This is a genomic window from Larkinella punicea (assembly GCF_003334855.1).
GTDB lineage: Bacteria > Bacteroidota > Bacteroidia > Cytophagales > Spirosomataceae > Larkinella > Larkinella punicea.
The window spans coordinates 1-21,148 of the sequence record NZ_QOWE01000030.1; the positions used below are offsets into that span (position 1 = coordinate 1).

Sequence of the window (21,148 nt, forward strand, 5' to 3'; positions counted from 1 at the left end):
ATGCATAAATGGATCCGGGTGGCCTTAGCCGTCTTACAATCGGGGAAGCCGTTTGATTCTCGACTAAACCTGCCAACCGAAGAAAATTTGGTTTCAAACTTGTAAAATTTGACAGTTCATAGGTACGACATGTTTGTAGCAAAACGAATCACCCGATTCCTCCCGCGTGCCTTTGGGTACGCAACAAGTGCAGCAGATTGCGTACCCAAAGGCACGCGGGAGGAATCGGGTGATTCGTTTTGCTACAAACATCAGTCCGCTACGCGGCCAATAATCCCATAGTTCGCGTTAAAATTAGAGGTATTACAAAAAATAAAATTGTGTGGTAGTCAAAATGATCAATTTATGGCGGACGAAATAATAAAAATAAGAGAATTGCTTAATATCGTCGAAAAATCAATGCTGGCAGACAATGCTACTAGTATTAAAGTAGCATTCGATATCTTTGAACTTCCACAAATTACCAAAGACATAGTTGATTTCTTACAGCCATTAATATCGCCTTACGAAATGGATATTTATTGGTTTATGTTTAGACATTCAATTTTAGAAACGGGCGACACTTTATTGAGAGTTAGCAATGGAAAATTGGCAAAAGGTATTGGTACAAAATTCAAAAATATTGAAAAACAAAATTTTCGTTTTGGAGAGAAAACAGTAACCGAAAACTTAAGGTTTTTAGAAAATTTAGGTATAATAAAAAAAGTTGGCGATACAAATAGAGATGGAACCCTTTACAAAATTTTTCTGCCGGAAGAAATTGAGATCTGTAAGGAAAAGATGCAAAAACACCATCTTGAGCATTTGCCAACTGTAGACCCACGCAAAGAACAAGACTATTATAATATTAAAGAAAACCGTTTAAAAGTCTTTGAACGTGACATGTTTATCTGCTATAAATATAACAAACAATTGACACGTTTTAATGCAACACTTGACCACATACAACCCATCAGCGAAGGGGGCAACAATTCTTACGATAACCTTGCAACCTGCTGCTTTCAATGCAATACAACTAGACGTGCAACACCAATTTTAGATTTTATAGGCCGATAACAAGTAGGCACCTCATATTGCATAGTACAACCTAATGAAATAAATCTTTTCTCTTTATCATTACAGAATTGATGAGCGATATTTTACCTTTATGAAGGTTTTGGATGGCTATTTTATAGAATTTATATAAAATAAAGGTTAGTACCTCCAACAATCAAATTCAAACAATGAAAACCAGAACTGCCCATTTTAATCCTTCGGATTTCGAACCCGTACGAACGGTGGCGCTCCGGTTTCCGGGAACCGAAGAAAGCGTCTCGCACGAAAATACGCCCTCCATCAAAGTGCGGGGCAAACTGATGTGCCGGTTGCACGAATCCGGCGAATTTATCCCCATCCGGCTCGATTTTGCCATCCGGGATGCCTACCTCGACAGCCATCCCGAGATTTTTCATTTACCGGATCACTTCAAAGGCTACCCTTATGTCTGCATGTGGATTCATCCGTACGACTGGAAATTGCTGGCTGAAATCCTGGAACTCAGTTGGCGGGGGCTGGCCACCAAAAAACAACTTTTGGAATGGGAAGCCCGAACGGGTTCAGATGAACCCCACTGAATTGTCTAAAAACCAGTTCTGCCATGAAAATCGGTGTAGCCCAGCCCCACCCCGTTAAAGGTGACATTCCGCGCAACATTGCCAACCACCTAAGGCTCATTGACCTCGCCGTTTCCGACGGTGCCGACCTCCTCATTTTCCCGGAATTATCCCTGACCGGCTACGAACCGGAACTGGCCGATGCCTTGGCCACGACTCCGAATGATAGCCGGTTCGATGTGTTTCAGACCCAAAGTGATGCCCACCGGATTACGATTGGCGTTGGCGTCCCGATCCGAAGCGAGAAGGGCATCTGGATCAGTTTGCTCATTTTCCAACCGAATCAGCCCCGGCATCTGTATTCAAAAACGTACTTACACGCGGATGAAGAACCGTTTTTTGTCAGCGGCCAGAGTACCCTTCGTTTTCTGGGCGAAAAAGCCAACGTAGCCCTCGCCATTTGCTACGAATTGTCGGTTCCGGAACATTCGGAAAATGCCTTTCAAAATGGCGCAGCAGTCTACCTGGCCAGCGTAGCGAAATCAGCCCCTGGTATGGAAAAAGCCAGCAAAATGCTGTCTGCGATAGCCCAAACCTACGCCATGACGGTTTTGGTTTCCAACTGCGTGGGACCTTGTGATAATTTTGAAAGTGCCGGAGGTTCAGCCATCTGGAACACCAAAGGCGAGTTAATCAGACAACTTAATGACGTTGATGAGGGGATTCTGATCCTCGATCTGGAGACCGGGTTATGACGCCGGACACAGCCGCTAAAGTTCTATTTTTTTATCTTTTCACTCGCTACCAACCCAGCGGTTTCCGAATGCCGGATGGCTTCAGAACTGTGATTAAAATAACAGCACAGCACCCCGGCAGCGACAATCTGATCGACAAATTCCTGGGTTCGAACGCCATTCTGCTTGTGAACCCGGCGCAGATACACACACCGGATTTGATGCGGAAAATGGGAGACCAATGAACTGTAGATGTTGGGATCTTCCTGCGTATCGTCGCCCAGCAGCACAAATTTCATTTCCGGAAACGCTTCCAGAATCCGGACAATCCGGGCAAATTTGGTAACGTGTTTATTCTGACCGGTTTTCCAGACTTCGCGAAACCGCTTGATCTGGCTCAGGAGATAAATCCCGTTGGGCATGTCATTCTTTTCGCAGAACGTCAGAATGTAGTCGTACAGATTCCATTCGCTGCTCGACACGTAAAAAAACGGGTTCGTCGCATTGCCGTCCGTTCCGGCGCGCGCCAGCAGTTGATAATGCGTCACCACATTTTCAAACGGATCACGGCTGTGGGCATTTTGGGTGAGCAGAACGTGCAACCGCTTGCGAAGGTTGGACGAGTGCGAAATCAGAAACGTATCGTCGATGTCGGAAACAATGCCAAACTGCGTCGAATGCGGCCGGTAGACTTCGCCCTGACCCGTTGCAACCGGATCGTCCGGCCCGAGGTTGGCCGTAATCAAATCGACTTTCACCGGATGCCAGCCGGGCGTAAAGGGTTCGTCGGGCGTCCATTCCAACCGAAAAAAACCGTCCTTTTCGGTAACAAACCGCACATCTTCCGCAATTCCACTGACTTTGACGGTCACGCCCGAAACCGGGCGCATCATGAAAAGCCGCAGCAACGCAAAGGTGTTGATCCAGAAATTCTGCCGGTATTTCTGGCGGGGCATCGGGCTCACCCGCAACACATGACCAAACACCACGACCTTCTGCTGGTGGACATAGCCCCGGTACACTTTCACCACGGGCTTGTCCGTAATTCGGAGCCACGTTAAGATTTTATCTTTTATTCCGCCACTTGCCTTCATTCTTTGTTTATTACAAATAGTTAATCAATCTGGTGTTCTGTTTCCTTGTTTCATTATTCGCTATTCAATATTCATTATTCGATATTAAGAACTCAGGAACAATGAATAACGAATATTGAACACTGAATATCGAAACAAGGAAACAGAACCCTCAATCCCTGCAAACTAACTCAGGAACATGCCGGAAGCTAAAAAGTTAAAATTTCTGTTCGCCATCAACCCGATTTCCGGCGGACAGGACAAATCGACCTGGGAATCAGGCATTCTTTCTTTTTTCGAAAAACAACCGCATTCGGCTAACCTGTTCATCCTGGATGGTAAAAACGACGACAAGGAACTCCCAAAACTCATCGAATCCTACCAACCCGACCGATTGGTGGCCGTGGGTGGCGATGGCACCATCAAATTCGTGGCCGAACACGCCCTGACGGCCAATCTGCCGATGGGCATTCTGCCAGCGGGCTCGGCCAACGGTATGGCCAAAGAGCTGGGCATTCCGTCGACGCTGGAGGAAAGCCTGGAGGTGGTGGTCAACGGGGTCGAAAAACCGATCGATCTCATTGGCATCAACGGCACCGAACACTGCCTGCACCTGAGCGACATCGGGATGAACGCCCAACTCGTGAAGTATTTCGAAGAAGGCAAGATGCGGGGTAAACTCGGCTACGCGCGGGGCGTATTGCGGGTGTTGATGCGGAGACGGCTGCTGCGCATCCAGGTCAACACGGGCAACGAAGTGGTACACCGGGCGGCATTCATGGTGGTGCTGGCCAACGCCCGCATGTACGGCACGGGGGCGGTGATTAACCCCGACGGCGACGTGGCCGACGGCAAATTCGAGGTGGTGGTGATCCGTAAACTGTCGTTGCTGGCCATTTTCCGGATGTTCATTCACTTCCGGCCGTTCGATCCAAAACACATCGAAATCTTCCCGGCCACCTCCGTTCACATCATCACCAAACGAAAAGCCTACTTCCAGATCGACGGCGAATACCGGGGCCGCATCCGGGAAATCACCGCCGAGATTGCGCCGGGCCTGTTGCGGGTGCTTTTGCCGGAAAATACGTCGGTTTAGCCTTCTAGAACTTTCCCTTTTTGCCCCGTTCCCCTAAAGGGGACTTGAACGCAGATCCTCCGGATTCTAAAGTCCTCTTTAGGGGAACGGGGCAATTTGTCACTGTGACAGAATGATCAGACATAAGTCTCACTTTCTTCGTTTCAAACACCCCCGGGTTCCCGATTTCCACCCGTTATTCATCCAAAACCACCAGTTGTTAAATCAGGGTAGCCTGCCCGCCCCTTCTGCCCTACTTTTGAGCCATCGTTCAACGCAAAACAACGCAACAATGGCTAATGTAAAAACCGTGATCGATGAATGGGCGGTTAAAGACCTCGAAGACGGTTCGTCGCTGAAAATTGCAGTTCTCGGTTGTACGGAACTGGGCAACGAGTCACGACCCGGCATTCAGGTCATCTATATGGGAACCATCATCAACTACGAACCCCTGTTTGTGGAACGACTGGCGTATCAGGCGCACAAAGCGGGGGTCGATGAGTACCTGCTGGAAAGCTACTCCTGGATGGTCCACGACGATCAATACATCAAAAATTCGCTGGTGCTGGGTTTTCCGCTGAAAGCCAAAGTGGAAGTCAAAACCCGCTCCTCAAAACCCATTATCAAAGAATACGACCTGCCGTTTGAAGTTTAGAATTAGACAAGAGAAGTAAGATAAGAGACAAGAGAAGTAAGACAAGAGATGGGAGACATGAGAGTAAAGACTTTTTCAGTAGTCTCTTGTCTCACGTCTATCTTCTCTACTCTTGAAAAACATTGAAACCATATCCACACCATCGTAAAAAACAAACCCGGTTGATCAGCGTTTGCCGATCAACCGGGTCTTTTGTTACCGTACACATCGTAGCGCCCCTCTATTATTTTGCCCCCACGATCAGTTCGTGCCTGTCCTCGGCGGTTTGCTGAGTAAACGGCATTTTGCGAAAGCTAACCTGGCTCATCGCGTCTTTCTCATATACCGCCAGGCAGGACGGTTCAAACTTTTTATCAAAATGGGGCCGCTTCGGAAAAACCTGCGTGGGCGCGGGCCGGCTTTCCGGAAAGAAATAGACTTTGGTCGTTCCGTATTTGGTGTACAGCATAAAATCACCGTATTGTCGCATTTCCTCCCAGAGCGTGTCCTTCACCGTCACTGCATAAATCCGAACGATGGGGCCGGTATTGTTCTCATTCCGGTACATCGCCACTTCCCGGTAGGTTCCTTTCAAGTCATTGATCCCGGGTTCTGAGCCCGCATCATAGACCATGTAGGCCACCAGCAAAGCCACGAGTCCGAACAGGATGTATTTCCCTTTTTTACCAACCATTTTTATTTCGCACTCACCATCAGTTTGTACATTTCGTCGGCCACCAACTGATTTCCGGTATCGTTCAAATGAACGCGGTCGGTGGTCAGAATGCCTTTCTCCGCATTGGTGGGGTTGTTTTTCAGGTTATACGCCAGAAAAGCCTTCCGCAGATCGCAGAGAGGCAGATTATGACGGGCGGCCAGTTCGCGAATCAGCGTCGAATAGTGCTGCAAATCCCCATCCTGATCATTGGAGAAATCGGTTTTTTCGCCAATGACCGCGGGTGTGCAAAGAATAACCTTGCTGCCAGCCGCCTGTAGTTTTTTAATTACCGCATCGTAAAACTTCACGAACTTGTCGGGGTCGGTGCCGGTGCCGTAGGTGCGTTTATGCCAGACGTCATTCACACCCACATACACAAACGTAACCGTCGGCTGTTTGGCCAACACGTCCTCATCCATGCGCAGAAACAGGTCGTAAATTTTGTTTCCGCCAATACCAGCGCCAACCAGTTCATACTCATTCGACAGGTTCTGTTTCTTCAGCATGTCGCCAATGCGGGTGATGTAACCGCCGGGCTTCACACCCGCCTGCGTAATGGAATCACCAAAAAAAACAACGCGAACCGGTTTCGACGGGGTTAGAGCCAGCCACATGAAGGTGAGCAGGAGAATAGGGAATGTACGCATGATCAATTTGTGTCAGGTTAGGGAGTTGGTTACAGAGGTTAATACGTAATCCGGCGTTTGCGGGCTTCAATGGCCCAGCGACCGGTGGTTTCGCCATTCAGAATTACCTGGGCTTCGTCGTGCAGCGCCACCGTGGGGCAAATGTGATACGGCACCCCGTACAATACATCGCCAACCTGAAGGTCATCCCAGTTTTCAACCTGCAAAACCAGGTGTTCTTCACTTTGTCCGGTGATTTCGTAGCCCGTCAGGTTCAGAAACTTCACCCGTTTCGCCAACGGATTTTCGGCCGCGACGGCTTTGTGTCCCAAATCGGTGGTCACAATGCCGGGTGCCGGTTTTGACACCACGCGGGTGAGTAGCAGGGCGGCCCACTGAAAATGCTGTTCGGTCAGTAAATCGCCGTAGCCCCAATCCCACAACAGGCAGGTTCCGGGGCTGCACCAGACGTTCGGGCGGTGGGCATGGTTGGAGAAAGTCGGCGTTCCTCCCACGATCATCACCGGGCGCGGTTGCCCTTCCTCCTCCAGCTTGTCGGCCAGCAATTCCAGCGGTTTGATGGCCGCATCGGCATGAATCTGACGGATCGCTACGTCAGCATCCCGAATGTGACCATCGTAGCCATGAAAACCGCGCAAATCCAGCCGGTCATCGGCTTTCAACTGCCGGTACAAAGCTTCCAGTTCGTCATCGACGACGTGCCCCGTCCGGTTCATGCCGAGGTTCACGTCGATATAAATCACGGGTTTGTGAACGGTTTTCTCAAACTCCCGCGCCAGTTCCTCCGCCGACGCCAGGTTGTCGACCAGCGACGCCCATTCGACCCAGTTATAGGCCTGCACCAGTTCGCAAAACCGGTGGAGTTTCGGACCGGTCAGTTGGTAAGAAATCAGGACGTGCCGCGCGCCGGTATCAGCCAGCATTTCGGCTTCGGCGATGGTCGCACATTTGAATTTGGTAATGCCCGCTTCGACCTGCATTTTGGCAACTTCCGCCATTTTATGCGTTTTGACGTGCGGAATCAGCTTATCGGCATCGCCATCCACCATCTCCAGCATGGTCTTGATGTTGTCGGCAATGCGTTCGGGATAGACCAACAGGGCCGGAGAATCGATCAACTGAACGTTGTGAACCAGGTATTCATCCATGTAGTAAAAGCTCTAAACCCTGACAGCGGCCCAAAGGCCCTGTCAGCGGTTTGAACGGAAATTAGTAAATTGTAACTCGTATTTTGAGCCGTAGATTCAAACCCTGACAGCGGCCCAAAGGCCCTGTCAGGGTTTGAACGGGGATCAGTATATAGTATCTCGTATTTTGAGCCTTGAACTAAAACCGCTGACAGGGCCTTTGGGCCGCTGTCAGGGTTTTAGTCCGCCAGTTCGAACATCACTTCAATTTCGACCGGGATGTTTTCCGGCAACGTGCCCATGCCCACGGCCGAGCGAACGCCGACGCCGTTGTCTTCTCCCCAAACTGCCACAAAAAGCTCACTACAGCCGTTGATGACGAACGGATGCCGCTCAAAGTCCTCCGTTGCATTCACCATGCCCAGCGTTTTGATCACGCGTTTGATTTTGTTCAGGGTACCAAACTTGGCTTTCAACGTCGCCAGGATGGTCAGGCCAACCTGCTGAGCCGCCAGCTTGCCTTCGTCGATGTTCATGTCGGCCCCAATGCGACCAATGATGCGGCTTCCGTCGTTCTTCACCGGCCCATGACCGGAAACGTAGACGAATTTGTCGACAATCAAACACGGTTTGTACACGCCCATCGGCTTCGGCGCGGGCGGCAGGGTCAGCCCGAGTTGGGCGAATTTTTCGTCAGGAGTCATAAGTGCAGGTTCTGCGAGATGGTCAGGCTCAGGCCCGAATGTTAGGTTTTTATCGGGTTCAGGCCCGAGGTTCAGATACATGTGCGAGGTGTATTCCATATAAACTAGTTGGTTTTTGGTTTACGGTTTTCGGTGGCTGACGAATTCGGGGACAGCAGCCACCGAAAACCGTAAACCAAAAACTGAAAACCGTCTTTAAACCACCAAATTTAATGCTAAAACGCCCAACAGACCCACAATGGAGACAATTGTTTCCATGACAGTCCAGGTTTGCAGCGTTTCTTTGATGCTCAGGTTAAAATATTCCTTGAAAAGCCAGAAACCGCCGTCGTTCAGGTGCGACATCATCAGGCTGCCGGAGCCAATGGCCAGCACCATCAGTTCCGGTTTGATGTTGGGGTTGCCCTGAATCAGCGGCAGAATGATCCCGACGGTTGTCAGGCCCGCAACGGTGGCCGAACCCACACAAACCCGGATGACGGCGGCAATGCCCCAACCCAGCAACAAGGGCGAAATATCCACACCCTGAAGCATAAAACCGATGTATTTGCTCGTTCCGCTGTCGATAAAAATCTGTTTCAACGCCCCGGCTCCGGCAATGACGAGCAAGACCGGCGACGCGGCTTTGATGGCTTCTTCGAGGTCTTTCATCACCACTTTCATCGTCTGCCCCCGCTGAATTCCCAGCGTATACACCGCCACCAGCACGGAAAGCAACATTCCGATATACGGCTCGGCCAGCAGCGTAACGACCTGATGACCAGCGGACCCTTCCGTGAATACCGCCTTCAGGGGGCCGGTCAGCGTCAGCAACAGAACCGGTAACAGTGCCACGAAAAAGCTGATACCCGCACTGGGCAACTGGTCTTCAGGAATCACTTTGACGTTGAAAAGTTCCCGGTCAATTTTGGGTTGGTATTTCGACAAGGTTTTCCCGAAAATCGGCCCCGCAATGACAATCGCCGGAATCGAGACGATGATACCGTAAATCAAGGTCCGGCCAATGTTGGCACCCAACTGCCCGGCAATGGCCGCGGGCGACGGGTGCGGTGGCAGGTAGCCGTGGGCCACCGACAAAGCCGCCAGCATCGGAACCGCCACGGTCATCATCGGCAAACCCGACGAAGCCGTAATCGTGACGATCAGCGGAAAAACGATGATAAAACCGGCGTTGTAGAACAGCGGAATCCCGATGATAAAACCGGCCAGTGCCAATCCCCAACGCAGGTTTTTGACCCCAAATATTTTAATCAGGACGTTGGTAATCCGCATCGCGGCTCCGCTTTCGGCAACCAGTCGGCCCAGCATGGCTCCAAATCCGACAATGAGAACCAACTCGCCCAGCGTTCCGCCGATGCCCGTCTGAATGGATTTGCCAACTGCCGCAACATCCATTCCCGACGCCAGCCCAATGGCGAGCGACACGAGAACAAACGATATGAACGTGTCGATCTTGACAAAGGCGATCAGAAATACCAGGGCCAGAATGCCCAGAAAAGTGAGTAGAAGTGGCATTTAGGAAAGTCGAGGGTTTAGGTGTTCGGGGCGTAAGTTAATTAAGTTAATGATGAATGATGAATGATGAACGATGAATTCTTTCGTCGACCCATTCATCATTCATCATTCATCATTCATCATTACGTTCAAAACTGCTTCCTCCAGCGGCACATTTACGTCGAACGGAACGACGCGCAGGTGCAAGGTTTCATCGTAGCCGAAGAGGTCGAGCGGGTGTTGAAAAAGCGCCGAAGCCGGGTAAATCAGAACCAATTCAGAAGCTTCGTATTTTTTGCCGTAGGCATACAACTGGTACAGATCGGCCTGGTCGATGCCGTAATTTCCGGCCGTATTCGTGGCATCGATTCGTTTCCATTTGGTATCCAGAACCGTCGTTACGCCGTTCTGGCGCAGAATCAGATCCGGGCGCAATTTGAACTTCCGCAGTCCGCTGTGGTTATCGATCAGGTGCTGCGACGATTCCTGCACAACGACGTCGCCCGTGGTAACATACCGTTTAAAACCGGCCGCCACGTAGTCTTCAAAAACCCGTTCCATCGGAAACAAGAGCGCCAGATTCAGGTGTTTGCCAGCCGCCAGACCAAAAGCCCGGCCACTCAGCAGGGCTTCGGCCCAGCGCAAAGCCGGTTGATAGTGGACAAAAAGGCGGTTTCTCGTTGCAACGGCCCGCAAATCGTCCGCAATCCGGTCCGACGGCGGGATGTCATCCATCGCAAACAGCAGTCGACGGATGCGGCTCTGGTTGGGAACCGTCCGGGCGCGGGTCTGCACAAATTCCAGGGCGGATTTCAGCAGGCGGTTGGGCGGCAGATTCGTCGTTTGCTCATCGAACGTGGTAACCATACGCTCGGCATGGTGGCGGTTTTGCCGGATCTGCTCCGCCAGTTCCAGCTTCCCTTTCAAAAACCGCTGATTATTGGTTTGCGACACATACGACTTCTGCAAGCCCCGCGTCAGAAGCGGGGTCACTTCGTCCAGAAACATCGCGATAAATACTTCCCACAACGGCAGTCGGCTGATTCCCAGCCGCACCGACTCGACGGACCGAAACGGGCTGTTGCGCAGATGAAGCAGCATTCGCAGCAGGGAGGCCCGGGCCGCGTTCGGTCTGTCGCCGATGGTTTTGGGCAAAATCTCAAGCTGGGTTCCGTCTCTGGTTTCGAGCAAACCGACGTAGTTTTTCACCCGGATGCACTCCCGGCCCCGTTGCAGAAAAAATGTCATCACCGCATCGGCTTCGTTGTCGGTCACGAAGTTTTTGAGGGATTCAAAGGCCACATCCGCCAGAAACAGTTCCGTCAGCGAATTCGGGCGATCCGGAAAATCCCGGATGCGCCGGATGAGGCCGTATTCGGTAATGGAAAGCGTCATAACCTTGATCTAGCGCGTGGTACTTCCTTCTTTTCTCACCATTTTCCGAAACGACATCACGTACTTTCCGTCGGCCAGCAAGGTCAGGCGGTTGTTGCTGATGCGGTAGAGCGTGACGCTTTGCAAAGCCGTCAGAAAACCGCTTTCGAAGTTGTAGGGACAGGCCCGGCGCGTGGTGGAAAGAGCCTCGAACCGGACGTTATCGCCATCGGCTTTTACCTGCCCGTTCAGGGTATTACAGCCGGTGAATCCCTGCAACCGGTTCTCTTTCAGGTTAATGTCGAGCGTCGGAATTTGCCGGTTTACAAACTGTTCGGCGTGGAGTCGCTGGCCACGATACGTTTCCAGCACCCACTGGCTGTTCAGCCGGGACATGCCGTTGAGAAATGTCCCGCAACCGCTGTAGCGCTGGCCGTTGGTTTCAATTGTCACGCCGTACGCGTACGTTTGGCCGGAACGGGTATCGCGGCACACCACCGGACTGATGACCACCTTCAGCCGACCCTCGCGCCGGGTGACCATTGCCGAACGGCTGGCAGATCGGCTGATTGATTCGCTTGCGTCGGCAATCAGCGCGGCATCGAACAGAATACCGTTGCCGCGCGGATCGCGTTGGGACTTGGGAACAGCCGCCGTGAGCAGCGGGCCGTTCGGGGTCTGAAAACGAATGGTTTTGGCAAAATCGATGTCCAGCGTCCAGGTCGGCGTGGCGCCCTGCGCCGTAAAGTCGATGCCCTGCCGCCGTTTGCTACCCGCGTCCATCGCCGTGATGTCGACCGTTTCCGCTGGTTTTGAACCCTCCGAGGGTGGTTTTCGGCAACCATCTGCCAGCACCAGGAAGCCGCTCAGGTAAACAAGTTGTGCCAGTTTTTTCATGATCCGATGCGTTACTTCCAGAACGTTACGCATCGGATTTTGTTGAATACCGCCTAGGAACTCAATCGAACGGGCTGCCGGGTGCGGGTCGATTCGTAAATAGCCTCGAACAAAGCAACCACTTTGCGGCCTTCTTCGCCCGTCACCAAGGGCTGGCGGCCGTCGCGAATGGCCTGACCGAAATCCGCCAGTTGCCGCGAAAAATAGTGACTGGACGAATCGACACTGTTGAAAACCGCATCATCTTCCGCTTTCCAGACCAGCCGCTGATCTTCTTCGCCCACCACCGACCACACATCGTTGTAGGGTGCATCCTGAATGCCCGTCATGCCCGCGATGAACATCGATCCGCCATCGGTCTGAACGCCAATCGACGCACCGTTCTGGCCGTGAATATGCACTTTTCCGTAGAGCCCCGGTTTTTGCGAATTGCTGACAATCACGTTGCCAATTCCGCCGTTTTTGAAACGAACAATGGCCACCGCCGTGTCGTCGACCTCGATTTCGGGGTGGTTGAGGTTCGCCCAAACACCGTAGACTTCCTCCATTTCGCCCATGTACCACAGCAGCAAATCCAGTTGATGCGGAGCCTGATTGACCAGCACGCCCCCGCCCTCGTGTTCCCACGAACCGCGCCAGGGGTCGCTGCGGTAGTATTCTTCGCTGCGCCAGCCGAATAGCTGCGCCATACCAAGCACCGGTTTCCCGATTTTTCCGTCGGCAATCGCCTGGTGCATCCGCATGCAAGGTTCATAAAACCGCCGTTGGCTCACCACGGCGAGTTGCCGGTTGGCGTTCCGGGCCGCGTTGATCATGGCGTCACAATCGGCCAGCGACGACGCCAGCGGTTTTTCGACCAGCACATTGGCCCCGGCTTCCAGTGCCGCCACGGTCACGACGCGGTGGGCGGGGTGCGGGGTGCAAACGATGCAGATGTCGACATTCTCGCGGTCGACCATGTCATAAATGTCGGAATACGCCGTGATGCCGTATTGATTGGCAAATTCGTCCGCTTTGATATGATTCCGGCCGTAGATGGCAACGAGTTTGGTGTCAGGGGTTTCTAAAGTAGCCCGGGCGTGGTTATGAGCTACTTTGCCGGGGCCGATCAGGGCGATGTTCAGGATTCGGGACATGAAAAGAATTAAATTAATTATAGGATGCAATCCAACGATTGGTTTGCCAAATGGCTCCTCTTTACAAATGTAGAATAGTCATGAAACTACTGATTTTATTTGCGCTGATTTTAACCCTCTCCACTTCCTGTGACCGATCAAAACGGGAAGCATCCCCTTCCGATTGGCTCTACCGAAAATGGGAGTTGGTGGAGACAAAAAGTGGTACTGAAAATTGGAAACCGGTCTCGTATGTGTGGCAAATCGAGTTTCGCAGCGATGGCGGCATCTTGTATCACAACACCAAACCGCCCTGCTGTTCGCCGGTTCGATTTGAACGCGACCAACAGACGCTGAAGGTTACCGAACTGTACGGAGGGCCCGGTTGTGAGTACGTCGATTGCGCATCTCCCTCGGAGTTGAAACTGGTTGCGTTAACGGCCAACGAATTAATCGTGGAGAATGTATTTGGCTCATCCTACCCGGCTGGTCAGTATGTTATGAAATATAAACCGGCCAGCGGACTGTGATCGTTGTTGTTCGTTATTCAATATTCGTTATCAGTAGTGTACGAAGGATGCATTTTTTTCCACCCTCTTTGACTGTTGGCGTAGAACGATCTTTAGAATGGTTTTTTCTGATACTGTAACGCGAATGAGGGATGGTTGGCCGCGTAGCGGACGGATGTTTGTAACGAAAAGACTACCCGGTTCCTCCCCCGTGCCTTTGGGTACGCAACAGGCAGGTGCAGGTGATTGCGTACCCAAAGGCACGCGGTCTTTTTTGATGGCACACTGTGGCTACAAACATCCGTCCCTCATTTGCATTAGCATCGACAAGCATTTGCAAAAATCGTGACCAAAAAAGGGAAGGAAAACGGTTTACCAATCATTTTAAATCCTTCGTACAGTACTGATATTGAATAACGAATACTGAAGTTTATGAGCTTGTCAGGGCTTTAACACCACCTTGATCAATCCTTTTTCTTTATCGTACAACCGCTGGAACCAACTGGCTCCTTCAGTCAGGGGTACTTCCGCGCTCAGAATGGCTTCGACGTCGATTTTACCGGACGAAATCAGCGCCAGAGCCGCTTCATATTCGCCGTTGATCGCACAGGAACCCTGCAACCGCAACTGACGGGTCACGATGGCCTGCAACGATACTTCAACCGACTTCGACAGATTCCCCACCAGCGTCACCGTAGCGCCTTTCCGAACGCAGTCGATGGCGGTTTTTACAGCGGGGGCAATGCCAACGACTTCAAACGAAACATCGGCCCCGCGCCCGTGGGTCAATGCCTGAACCTCCGCCGTAATGTCTTTCTCACGGGCATTGAGACCAACCGTTGCACCGAGTTTCAGCGCCAGTGCCAGGCGGTCATCGTCCAGATCGACAGCGATGATGGAACCACAACCCGCCAGTTTCAGTGCCTGAATGATGAACAGGCCAATCATGCCCGAACCCACAACCACCGCCGTATCGTTCACCTGAATGGGCGTCAGACTCAGGGCGTGCAACGCCACCGCCACCGGCTCGACCAAAGCTGCCTGCGTATAGCTGACGTTGTCGGGAATCTGGTAGAGGATGTGCTGCGGCACCACGATGAATTCGGCAAAAGCCCCCTGCCGACGAAAATCCGGGGTCGAAACCCCCAGGACTTCGCGACCGTCGCTGAGGTTATACATGCCTTTCCGGCTGAACCAATCGTCTAACGCATAGACAGTCGAGTCGAAGGTTACCCGGTCGCCAATGTGCCAGTTTTTAACATTTTCGCCGGTTTCCACCACAATGCCTGCGGCTTCGTGCCCCATCACGATGGGGGGAATCCGCCGACCGCTGCTGCCGTCCATGCCGTGGACGTCGCTACCGCAAATCCCTACGGCCTGAACCTTCACCAACACATCGGATGGGCCAGGTTTGGGGCGGGGAAGGTCTTGTAATTCAAAGTGTTTGTACTCAGTTAGGACGAGAGCTTTCATAATTTTTGACGGACCCGCAGAATTAAATTCTACTTTTTTGTGGTGAACAGAAAACTGTAACACAAAAACGTGAACTTTCGTCCACCAATACGTCATTATTTTTGATAAATAGAGATAAATGCTTCTTTCGGCACTTGATCATAATTCCGCCGGAGCAGATGCGGATTGATTTCAAACGTGACCACTTCGGTCAGGTCATCCGGCTCTTCCCCAAAAATCTCTTTGATTAAAGCCGGTCGATACTGCTTTTTTACCCAAATTAATTTCTGATCGGGAGATTTTCCCCAAGCCTGATTATCACCCAAAACGAACTGAATTTTCCGCCAGTCGTTGTAAAAATATTCCTGCAACAACGGAATGATCCGGTCACTGAACGCATCGCACAATTCGGCATGTGACTGAATGTTCATCAGATATGCATGACCGATAAGGTGATCGCGGTCATAAAGATATTCAATTCGTTCGTTAATCATTCGCAATACTTCGCCCAGATCAACCCCATCGACCACGGTAAGCAGCGTCGGGTCGGGCAAAACCTCCCGAAAATGAAAACGGCGACGCAACGCAATGTCTAACAAGGCAATAGAACGGTCGGCGGTATTCATGGTGGCCACAATATACAGGTTGGCCGGTACCCCAAACCGCTCCTGTGAGTAGGGCAACGTCAATTCGACTTCATGGGCGGCTCCCAGCCGTTTGTCCGGCTCGATCAGGGTGATCAGTTCACCAAAAACCTTGGAAATATTGGCCCGGTTGATTTCGTCGATGACCAGCACCTGTGCATCCGCCTGCGCCAGTTTTCGCTGCCGGTTTTCGGCCGAATCGTTCAGGCAATCGGCCATCGTGGCATACCCGGCTTTCTGGAGAGCGGCCAGGCAGGATTTATAGAAAATCCCTTTGCCTACTTTGTAACTGATCTGCCCGCCACGGGTTTCGGGCCGGATTCCTTCCAGAAACTCTTCGTAACCAAACGACGGATGAAACGTAATCCACTCGCTGGCAAAGGCCTGGCTCAGTTGCCGGGCTTCGTACGATTTTCCGGTACCGGGCGGGCCAAAAAGGATAAAGTTCTGCGGAACAGCGGGTCGGGTCGCAACGGTTTTTTCATACACTTCCGGTTCTTCCTCCACCCGATCCCATTCATCATCCGACCGATCCGGCCGGAGCAGGGCCGTCATGATTTCGCCCCGAATGGCCTCATCGTCAGCAGCCTGATAAATAAACGGGTTGTGACTGGCCGTATGCGGGCCGCGTTTGGTCGTCACCAGCAATTCCATCAGGCAATCTTCCCAGCAGCTCCGCAGCACAGGATGGTTCAGCAAATGATCCGACGATTGCCCAATCACGATGGAAATATAATCCGACTTCTCCGACAACGGCACCACATCCACCACCGCGATCGACTCGATCCGCTCCCGGCATCCTTTCTTCACCGTGAGCCAGTATTCGATTTCGCCCTGACGCGGGCGGAACAGACGTAAAGCCAGAAAAAAGTTGATGTGCGCCGAAATGCCTTTCCGATCCCGGTCGACCACAAACGCCAGCCGGGCATCGCCGTTGGGCAGATTGACCATGTCGATCAATTCCTTGAGCAACCCGAAGTATTTTCGGGCCGCTTCCGGCTGATCGATGGTCCGTAATTTTTCAATAAGCTGGTGTCGTTGCTGGGTCAGGGTCATGGTATGGTTTGGTATCCCGCCTATCGAAACTACGACATTTTGATAAATAGTTCGTATTTTGGCGGTTCATTGTTGTTCCGGGCATCTTTATACATGAAAAAATGGTTTGGCTACGGAGGGATAGCCCTGACGCTGGTTGCTTGTACGCTCAAGAACCCCACTCCTGCCGATACGGTTTGTCTGGTCACGGAACTGGTTCGCTATCAGCAAAGAGATGATGATCAGCAGGAAATTGGCCGACAATCCTTTGCCTATAACAATGGCCAGCTCACCTCGTACACGAGTACGACACCCGACCGCTCTATTTCTTTCCGATTTGACTACTTGGGCGGAAAAATTGCTTCCGCTTATACCGAAGACCGTTCGATCGTACTGAGTCTCGATTACAATGCCCTCGAACGGGTCGAAAAAGCATCGTATGTGGTCAACAACAAGGAACAATCCGTGTTTTCACTTTTTTACGATTCCGTTGATCGTACGGTCCGTTTAATCCGCCTGGTCGAGACGCGGGTGACATTGCCGACCAATTCCTTCATTGCCAGCCGGACCTTTCAGTTTTCGTACGATACCATTGCCCGTAATACCGTAGATCTGGTTTCACAATCGGTTCAGAATGGGTACAAAGATGGTTCACGAACCGAGGAAGAATTGGCTTTTGAGCAAAGTGCCGACAATCATTCGCCGTTCTACGACTCGGGGCAGGCCATTGTGCTTGCACTGCTGGCCCTGACCAACCCCGCTGAAGCAGACATTGCACGATACTTGCAACGGTATGACTGCAAGGGCTTTACCCGAAAAACCAGAAATACCAATGGGGCGGTCATCCTGGAGGAATCCAGTCAGTTCACGACCAGTTATGACGGAAATTTCAACCCGCTACAGGCCATCCAACTTTCCCGCTTGTCGGTTCCGGCCGACACCTTTCCGGCCGACCGGCACTACCGGCAAACGTACCAGTACAACTGTGTAGAATAAGGGTACCTGATTCCGGTTTCTAGTTCAGAGCATCGAACAGGATTTCCGCCGGATGTTTTGCCAGACGTCCTGTTCCATCTTTGATCTGATGGCGGCAACTGGTTCCGGGCGCGGCAATCAACACCTCCGCGGGCTGCTCACGGACCGTCGGAAACAACACCAGTTCACCCACCTGCATCGACAGCGCGTAGTGTTCTTTTTCGTAGCCAAACGATCCCGCCATCCCGCAACAACCGGAAGGAATCAGTTGCACCTCGTAGTTTTCGGGCAACGACAGCATTTTCTTCGTCGGCACCTGCGAGGCCAGGGCTTTCTGGTGGCAGTGTCCGTGTAGCTTGATCAGTCGTTTTTCGGACGTGAAGGCGGTTTTGGTAATGTTGCCCTTGTCCATTTCCTGTGCAATGAATTCATCGACCAGCAACGAATGCTTGGCCAGGTGCTGGGCGGCTGCTTTTAATTCCGCAGGCATCAAATCCGCGTATTCGTCCCGGAATCCCAGAATGGCCGACGGTTCGATGCCGATCAACGGGGTTTCAGCCGTGATCAGGTCCTTCAAGCGGTTTACGTTTTCGATGGCTATCTTCTGCGCATCCCGCACCAGGCCTTTCGAAAGATACGTCCGTCCGCTTTCCAGATGGTCGGGAATGATCACGTCATAGCCCAGTCGTTCAAGCAGTTGGATAGTTTTCTGTCCGACTTCCACGTCGTTGTAATTCGTAAATTCATCGCAGAAGAGGTAGACGGTTCGGCGGTTTTTATGCGCCGGAACGTCCCGGTTTTTCCACCATTTTTTCAAAGTCGTTCCCGCCAGTTCCGGCATGGTTCGATCCGGGTGAAAACCGGCCATCCGGTTGGCAATCCGCCGAAGCGCGGGCGTGTCATAAATCGCGTTGTACGCCCAGGGAGCCAGACTCGCCAGCGACATCAGTTTCGTAAAATTACCAATCAGCCGGGCGCGCAAGGGCGTTCCGTTGGCGTCGTAATAATGCTGCAAAAACTCCGCTTTCATCCGGCTGATATCGACACTCGACGGACACTCGGATTTGCACCCTTTGCAGGACAAACACAGATCCATCACTTCCTTGATTTCCTCGTGATCGAAGTGATTGGCCTTGTCGGAGTTGGTCAGAAACTGGCGGAGGATATTCGCCCGCGCCCGGGTCGTGTCGCGTTCCCGGCGGGTTGCCATGTAGCTGGGACACATCGTTCCACCCGTAACGGCGGTTTTTCGACAATCCCCTGATCCGCTGCATTTTTCGGCCAGATTGAGAATGCCGTCTTCCGCCGAAAAATCAAAAATGGTGTCGATCTGAACCGCTTTCTGATCGGGCTGATACCGCAGAAATTCGTTCATCGGCGGTGTATCGACGATTTTTCCCGGATTAAAAATGCGCTGCGGGTCCCACATCCGCTTGATATCCTGCACCAACTGAAAGTTAGCGTCGCCAATCATGTAGGGAATAAACTCGCCCCGCAAGCGTCCGTCGCCGTGTTCGCCCGACAGCGAACCACCGTATTTTTTTACCAGCTCCGCGGTATCGGCCAGCAAGGCCCGAAACTGCAACCGGCCTTCATTCGATTTCAGGTTGATCAACGGCAGCACATGGAGTTCGCCCGCACCGGCGTGGGCCGAATATTCGAGCGTCAGGCCGTGCTTTTCGGCGGCCATTCGGTCCAGTTCATCAATGTAGTCGGGCAGATCGCGGACATCCACGGCGCAATCTTCGATAACGTTCGCCGGTTTATCATCGCCCGGAATGTTATACATGATGCTCAACCCGGCCTTCCGCAGGTTCCAGGCTTTCACCGCTTCCTGATCGAACAAAATCGGAAAGGCGTAACCTAACCCTTTCTCCTTCAACGCAGTAATAAGGCGATTGGCTTTTCCGGTGACGGCTTCAACGGTATCATCAAAAAACTCGACCATCAATACCGCCTTGGGATCACCCTCGACAAAATCCCGGTTTTTGGCCTGCTCGATGTTGCCTTTGGTCAATTGCAGAATGTAATCGTCGACCAGTTCAGAAGCCGAGCAGCGGTGCTCCAGCGCCACCAGATTGGCTTCCAGCGATTGCCGGATGGTGACAAAATGGGCGCAAACCAATGCACTTTTTTTCGGCGGCAGTGGCAGCAGGTTCAGTTTGGCTTCGGTAATAAAACACAGCGTTCCTTCCGAGCCCGCAATGAGTTTGCAGAAGTTGAAGGTCTGGTCGGGATTTTGCTCAAAAAACGGCAGTAATTCATCGAGCGCGTAGCCCGTATTCCGGCGGGTGATGGTCGGCTTGGGAAAACCGGCCCGGATCTGTTTCTGATTTTGTGATCCACTGAGCAGGTCGCGAACCTGTTGATACAACCGCTGTTCGAGCGGACTCACGACCCCAACACCCCGGCATTTGCCGTCAAATTCGTCACGACTCAAACTCCGGAAGGTCACTTCGGCACCGTCGCTCAGGATTGCTTTCACTTCCAGCAGATGGTGGCGCGTGCTGCCCCAGACAATCGAGTGCAGTCCGCAGGAATTATTGCCGATCATTCCGCCGACCATCGCCCGGCTGGCGGTCGAAGTTTCCGGGCCAAACATCAGGCCGTACGGTTTTAAAACCGCATTCAGATCGTCACGGATAACACCCGGCTGAACCCGAACCCAGCCTTCTTCAGGATTGATTTCCAGAACATTCGAAAAATATTTGGAACAGTCGGCTACGATGCCCCCACCGACTACCTGCCCGGCCAGCGATGTTCCGGCGGCTCTCGGAATCAGTGATGTCTGGTTTTGGCGGGCAAACCGCACCAGCCGCTTGATGTCTTCCGTCGTTTTGGGAAGGGCAACAGCCAGCGGTTTTTCCTGATACACCGACGCATCCGTGGCATAGAGCAGGCGCATGGCTTCGTGTTCGGGGGAGGAGTCGTGGTATAATTCTCCCTCGAACGACTGTACGAGCGATGAAAAGGTAGGGGCGGGAATTTTAAACATAAAAAGCGAAAACCGGTCAGGGAACCGGCGAAATTAGGAATGAATGCATTGAAAAAAAACAAAACGCCGACCGCAGTTCACCAGGCCCGAAAAAAGATCCCACCGCTCCGGCAGACAATTTTCACCAAAAAGAGTTTATAGCCTACAAACCACTCACTTGAACGACCATGAGCGTAAAAAGCATTTTCGGAATTATATTGACCCTGGCCGGACTGATCGGCCTCATCTACGGCGGCATGGATCTCACCAGCGGGGGCGTTGCCCGGGCGTCCTGGATTTACCTCATCATGGGCGGTATTTTTTTCTTTTCCGGAATCAGCCTGATTCGCAGCACAAAAGACGCTGCGTAGGAAT

At 52.0% G+C, this 21,148-nt stretch carries 20 protein-coding genes; 8 read left to right on the forward strand and 12 right to left on the reverse strand.

Translation table 11 applies throughout. The annotated features are described in order from the left end of the window. The first annotated feature begins 345 nt into the window (after positions 1 to 345). The 3 genes from DUE52_RS27790 to DUE52_RS27800 all read left to right on the forward strand — a co-directional run bounded on the left by DUE52_RS27790 (position 346) and on the right by DUE52_RS27800 (position 2,347). Entirely contained in the window at positions 346 to 1,056 is a 711-nt protein-coding gene (locus tag DUE52_RS27790; protein ID WP_114409362.1) for an HNH endonuclease, read from the forward strand. Positions 1,057 to 1,223: 167 nt separating this feature from the next. After that, the gene (locus DUE52_RS27795; protein WP_114409363.1) at positions 1,224 to 1,613 is read left to right on the forward strand and encodes an MmcQ/YjbR family DNA-binding protein; all 390 of its coding nucleotides are present in this window, start codon (positions 1,224 to 1,226) and stop codon (positions 1,611 to 1,613) included. A gap of 23 nt (positions 1,614 to 1,636) precedes the next feature. Further along, positions 1,637 to 2,347, forward strand: coding sequence for a carbon-nitrogen hydrolase family protein (locus tag DUE52_RS27800; RefSeq protein WP_114409364.1), 711 nt, complete (start codon positions 1,637 to 1,639; stop codon positions 2,345 to 2,347). A gap of 23 nt (positions 2,348 to 2,370) precedes the next feature. On the opposite strand, the gene DUE52_RS27805 is transcribed toward DUE52_RS27800, so the two are convergent. Then, on the reverse strand, positions 2,371 to 3,420 hold the full coding sequence (locus DUE52_RS27805; RefSeq protein WP_114409365.1) for an App1 family protein phosphatidate phosphatase: 1,050 nt from the start codon (positions 3,418 to 3,420) through the stop codon (positions 2,371 to 2,373). A gap of 178 nt (positions 3,421 to 3,598) precedes the next feature. On the opposite strand from DUE52_RS27805, the gene DUE52_RS27810 reads away from it, so the two are divergent. Then, positions 3,599 to 4,495 carry a diacylglycerol/lipid kinase family protein gene (locus DUE52_RS27810; RefSeq protein ID WP_114409366.1) on the forward strand — a complete coding sequence of 299 codons (897 nt, stop codon included), beginning with the start codon at positions 3,599 to 3,601 and terminating at the stop codon, positions 4,493 to 4,495. A 271-nt stretch (positions 4,496 to 4,766) separates the two neighbouring features. Beyond that, on the forward strand, positions 4,767 to 5,129 hold the full coding sequence (locus DUE52_RS27815) for a hypothetical protein (RefSeq protein ID WP_114409367.1): 363 nt from the start codon (positions 4,767 to 4,769) through the stop codon (positions 5,127 to 5,129). 223 nt (positions 5,130 to 5,352) lie between these two features. Here DUE52_RS27815 and DUE52_RS27820 read toward each other — a convergent pair whose 3' ends face one another. From DUE52_RS27820 to DUE52_RS27855, 8 genes are all read right to left on the reverse strand, one after another. Continuing rightward, entirely contained in the window at positions 5,353 to 5,802 is a 450-nt protein-coding gene (locus DUE52_RS27820; RefSeq protein ID WP_114409368.1) for a hypothetical protein, read from the reverse strand. Between the two features lie 2 nt (positions 5,803 to 5,804). After that, on the reverse strand, positions 5,805 to 6,473 hold the full coding sequence (locus DUE52_RS27825; RefSeq protein WP_114409369.1) for an SGNH/GDSL hydrolase family protein: 669 nt from the start codon (positions 6,471 to 6,473) through the stop codon (positions 5,805 to 5,807). 38 nt (positions 6,474 to 6,511) lie between these two features. Beyond that, the gene (locus DUE52_RS27830) at positions 6,512 to 7,621 is read right to left on the reverse strand and encodes a D-TA family PLP-dependent enzyme (RefSeq protein ID WP_114409370.1); all 1,110 of its coding nucleotides are present in this window, start codon (positions 7,619 to 7,621) and stop codon (positions 6,512 to 6,514) included. A 218-nt stretch (positions 7,622 to 7,839) separates the two neighbouring features. Further along, the gene (locus DUE52_RS27835) at positions 7,840 to 8,304 is read right to left on the reverse strand and encodes a RidA family protein (protein ID WP_114409371.1); all 465 of its coding nucleotides are present in this window, start codon (positions 8,302 to 8,304) and stop codon (positions 7,840 to 7,842) included. A 195-nt stretch (positions 8,305 to 8,499) separates the two neighbouring features. Next, positions 8,500 to 9,819, reverse strand: a complete 1,320-nt coding sequence (locus tag DUE52_RS27840; RefSeq protein WP_114409372.1) for a gluconate:H+ symporter — start codon at positions 9,817 to 9,819, stop codon at positions 8,500 to 8,502. A 105-nt stretch (positions 9,820 to 9,924) separates the two neighbouring features. Then, the gene (locus DUE52_RS27845) at positions 9,925 to 11,193 is read right to left on the reverse strand and encodes an McrC family protein (protein ID WP_114409373.1); all 1,269 of its coding nucleotides are present in this window, start codon (positions 11,191 to 11,193) and stop codon (positions 9,925 to 9,927) included. A 9-nt stretch (positions 11,194 to 11,202) separates the two neighbouring features. Further along, a complete protein-coding gene (locus DUE52_RS27850) occupies positions 11,203 to 12,102 on the reverse strand; it encodes an META domain-containing protein (protein ID WP_114409374.1) in 900 nt (299 codons plus the stop codon). A gap of 20 nt (positions 12,103 to 12,122) precedes the next feature. Continuing rightward, entirely contained in the window at positions 12,123 to 13,205 is a 1,083-nt protein-coding gene (locus DUE52_RS27855; protein WP_114409375.1) for a Gfo/Idh/MocA family protein, read from the reverse strand. Between the two features lie 80 nt (positions 13,206 to 13,285). Here DUE52_RS27855 and DUE52_RS27860 point away from each other — a divergent pair, with 80 nt between their 5' ends. Further along, on the forward strand, positions 13,286 to 13,714 hold the full coding sequence (locus DUE52_RS27860) for a hypothetical protein (RefSeq protein ID WP_114409376.1): 429 nt from the start codon (positions 13,286 to 13,288) through the stop codon (positions 13,712 to 13,714). 420 nt (positions 13,715 to 14,134) lie between these two features. Here the strand turns inward: DUE52_RS27860 and DUE52_RS27865 are convergent, their stop codons facing one another. Both DUE52_RS27865 and DUE52_RS27870 read right to left on the reverse strand, forming a co-directional pair. Continuing rightward, positions 14,135 to 15,166, reverse strand: coding sequence for a galactitol-1-phosphate 5-dehydrogenase (locus DUE52_RS27865; RefSeq protein WP_114409449.1), 1,032 nt, complete (start codon positions 15,164 to 15,166; stop codon positions 14,135 to 14,137). A 95-nt stretch (positions 15,167 to 15,261) separates the two neighbouring features. Further along, the gene (locus tag DUE52_RS27870; RefSeq protein ID WP_114409377.1) at positions 15,262 to 16,845 is read right to left on the reverse strand and encodes an McrB family protein; all 1,584 of its coding nucleotides are present in this window, start codon (positions 16,843 to 16,845) and stop codon (positions 15,262 to 15,264) included. 93 nt (positions 16,846 to 16,938) lie between these two features. Here DUE52_RS27870 and DUE52_RS27875 point away from each other — a divergent pair, with 93 nt between their 5' ends. After that, positions 16,939 to 17,820, forward strand: coding sequence for a hypothetical protein (locus tag DUE52_RS27875; protein ID WP_133299966.1), 882 nt, complete (start codon positions 16,939 to 16,941; stop codon positions 17,818 to 17,820). Positions 17,821 to 17,839: 19 nt separating this feature from the next. Here the strand turns inward: DUE52_RS27875 and DUE52_RS27880 are convergent, their stop codons facing one another. Beyond that, entirely contained in the window at positions 17,840 to 20,794 is a 2,955-nt protein-coding gene (locus tag DUE52_RS27880) for an FAD-binding and (Fe-S)-binding domain-containing protein (RefSeq protein WP_114409379.1), read from the reverse strand. 167 nt (positions 20,795 to 20,961) lie between these two features. Here DUE52_RS27880 and DUE52_RS27885 point away from each other — a divergent pair, with 167 nt between their 5' ends. Continuing rightward, a complete protein-coding gene (locus DUE52_RS27885; protein WP_114409380.1) occupies positions 20,962 to 21,144 on the forward strand; it encodes a hypothetical protein in 183 nt (60 codons plus the stop codon). Positions 21,145 to 21,148 lie beyond the last annotated feature (4 nt).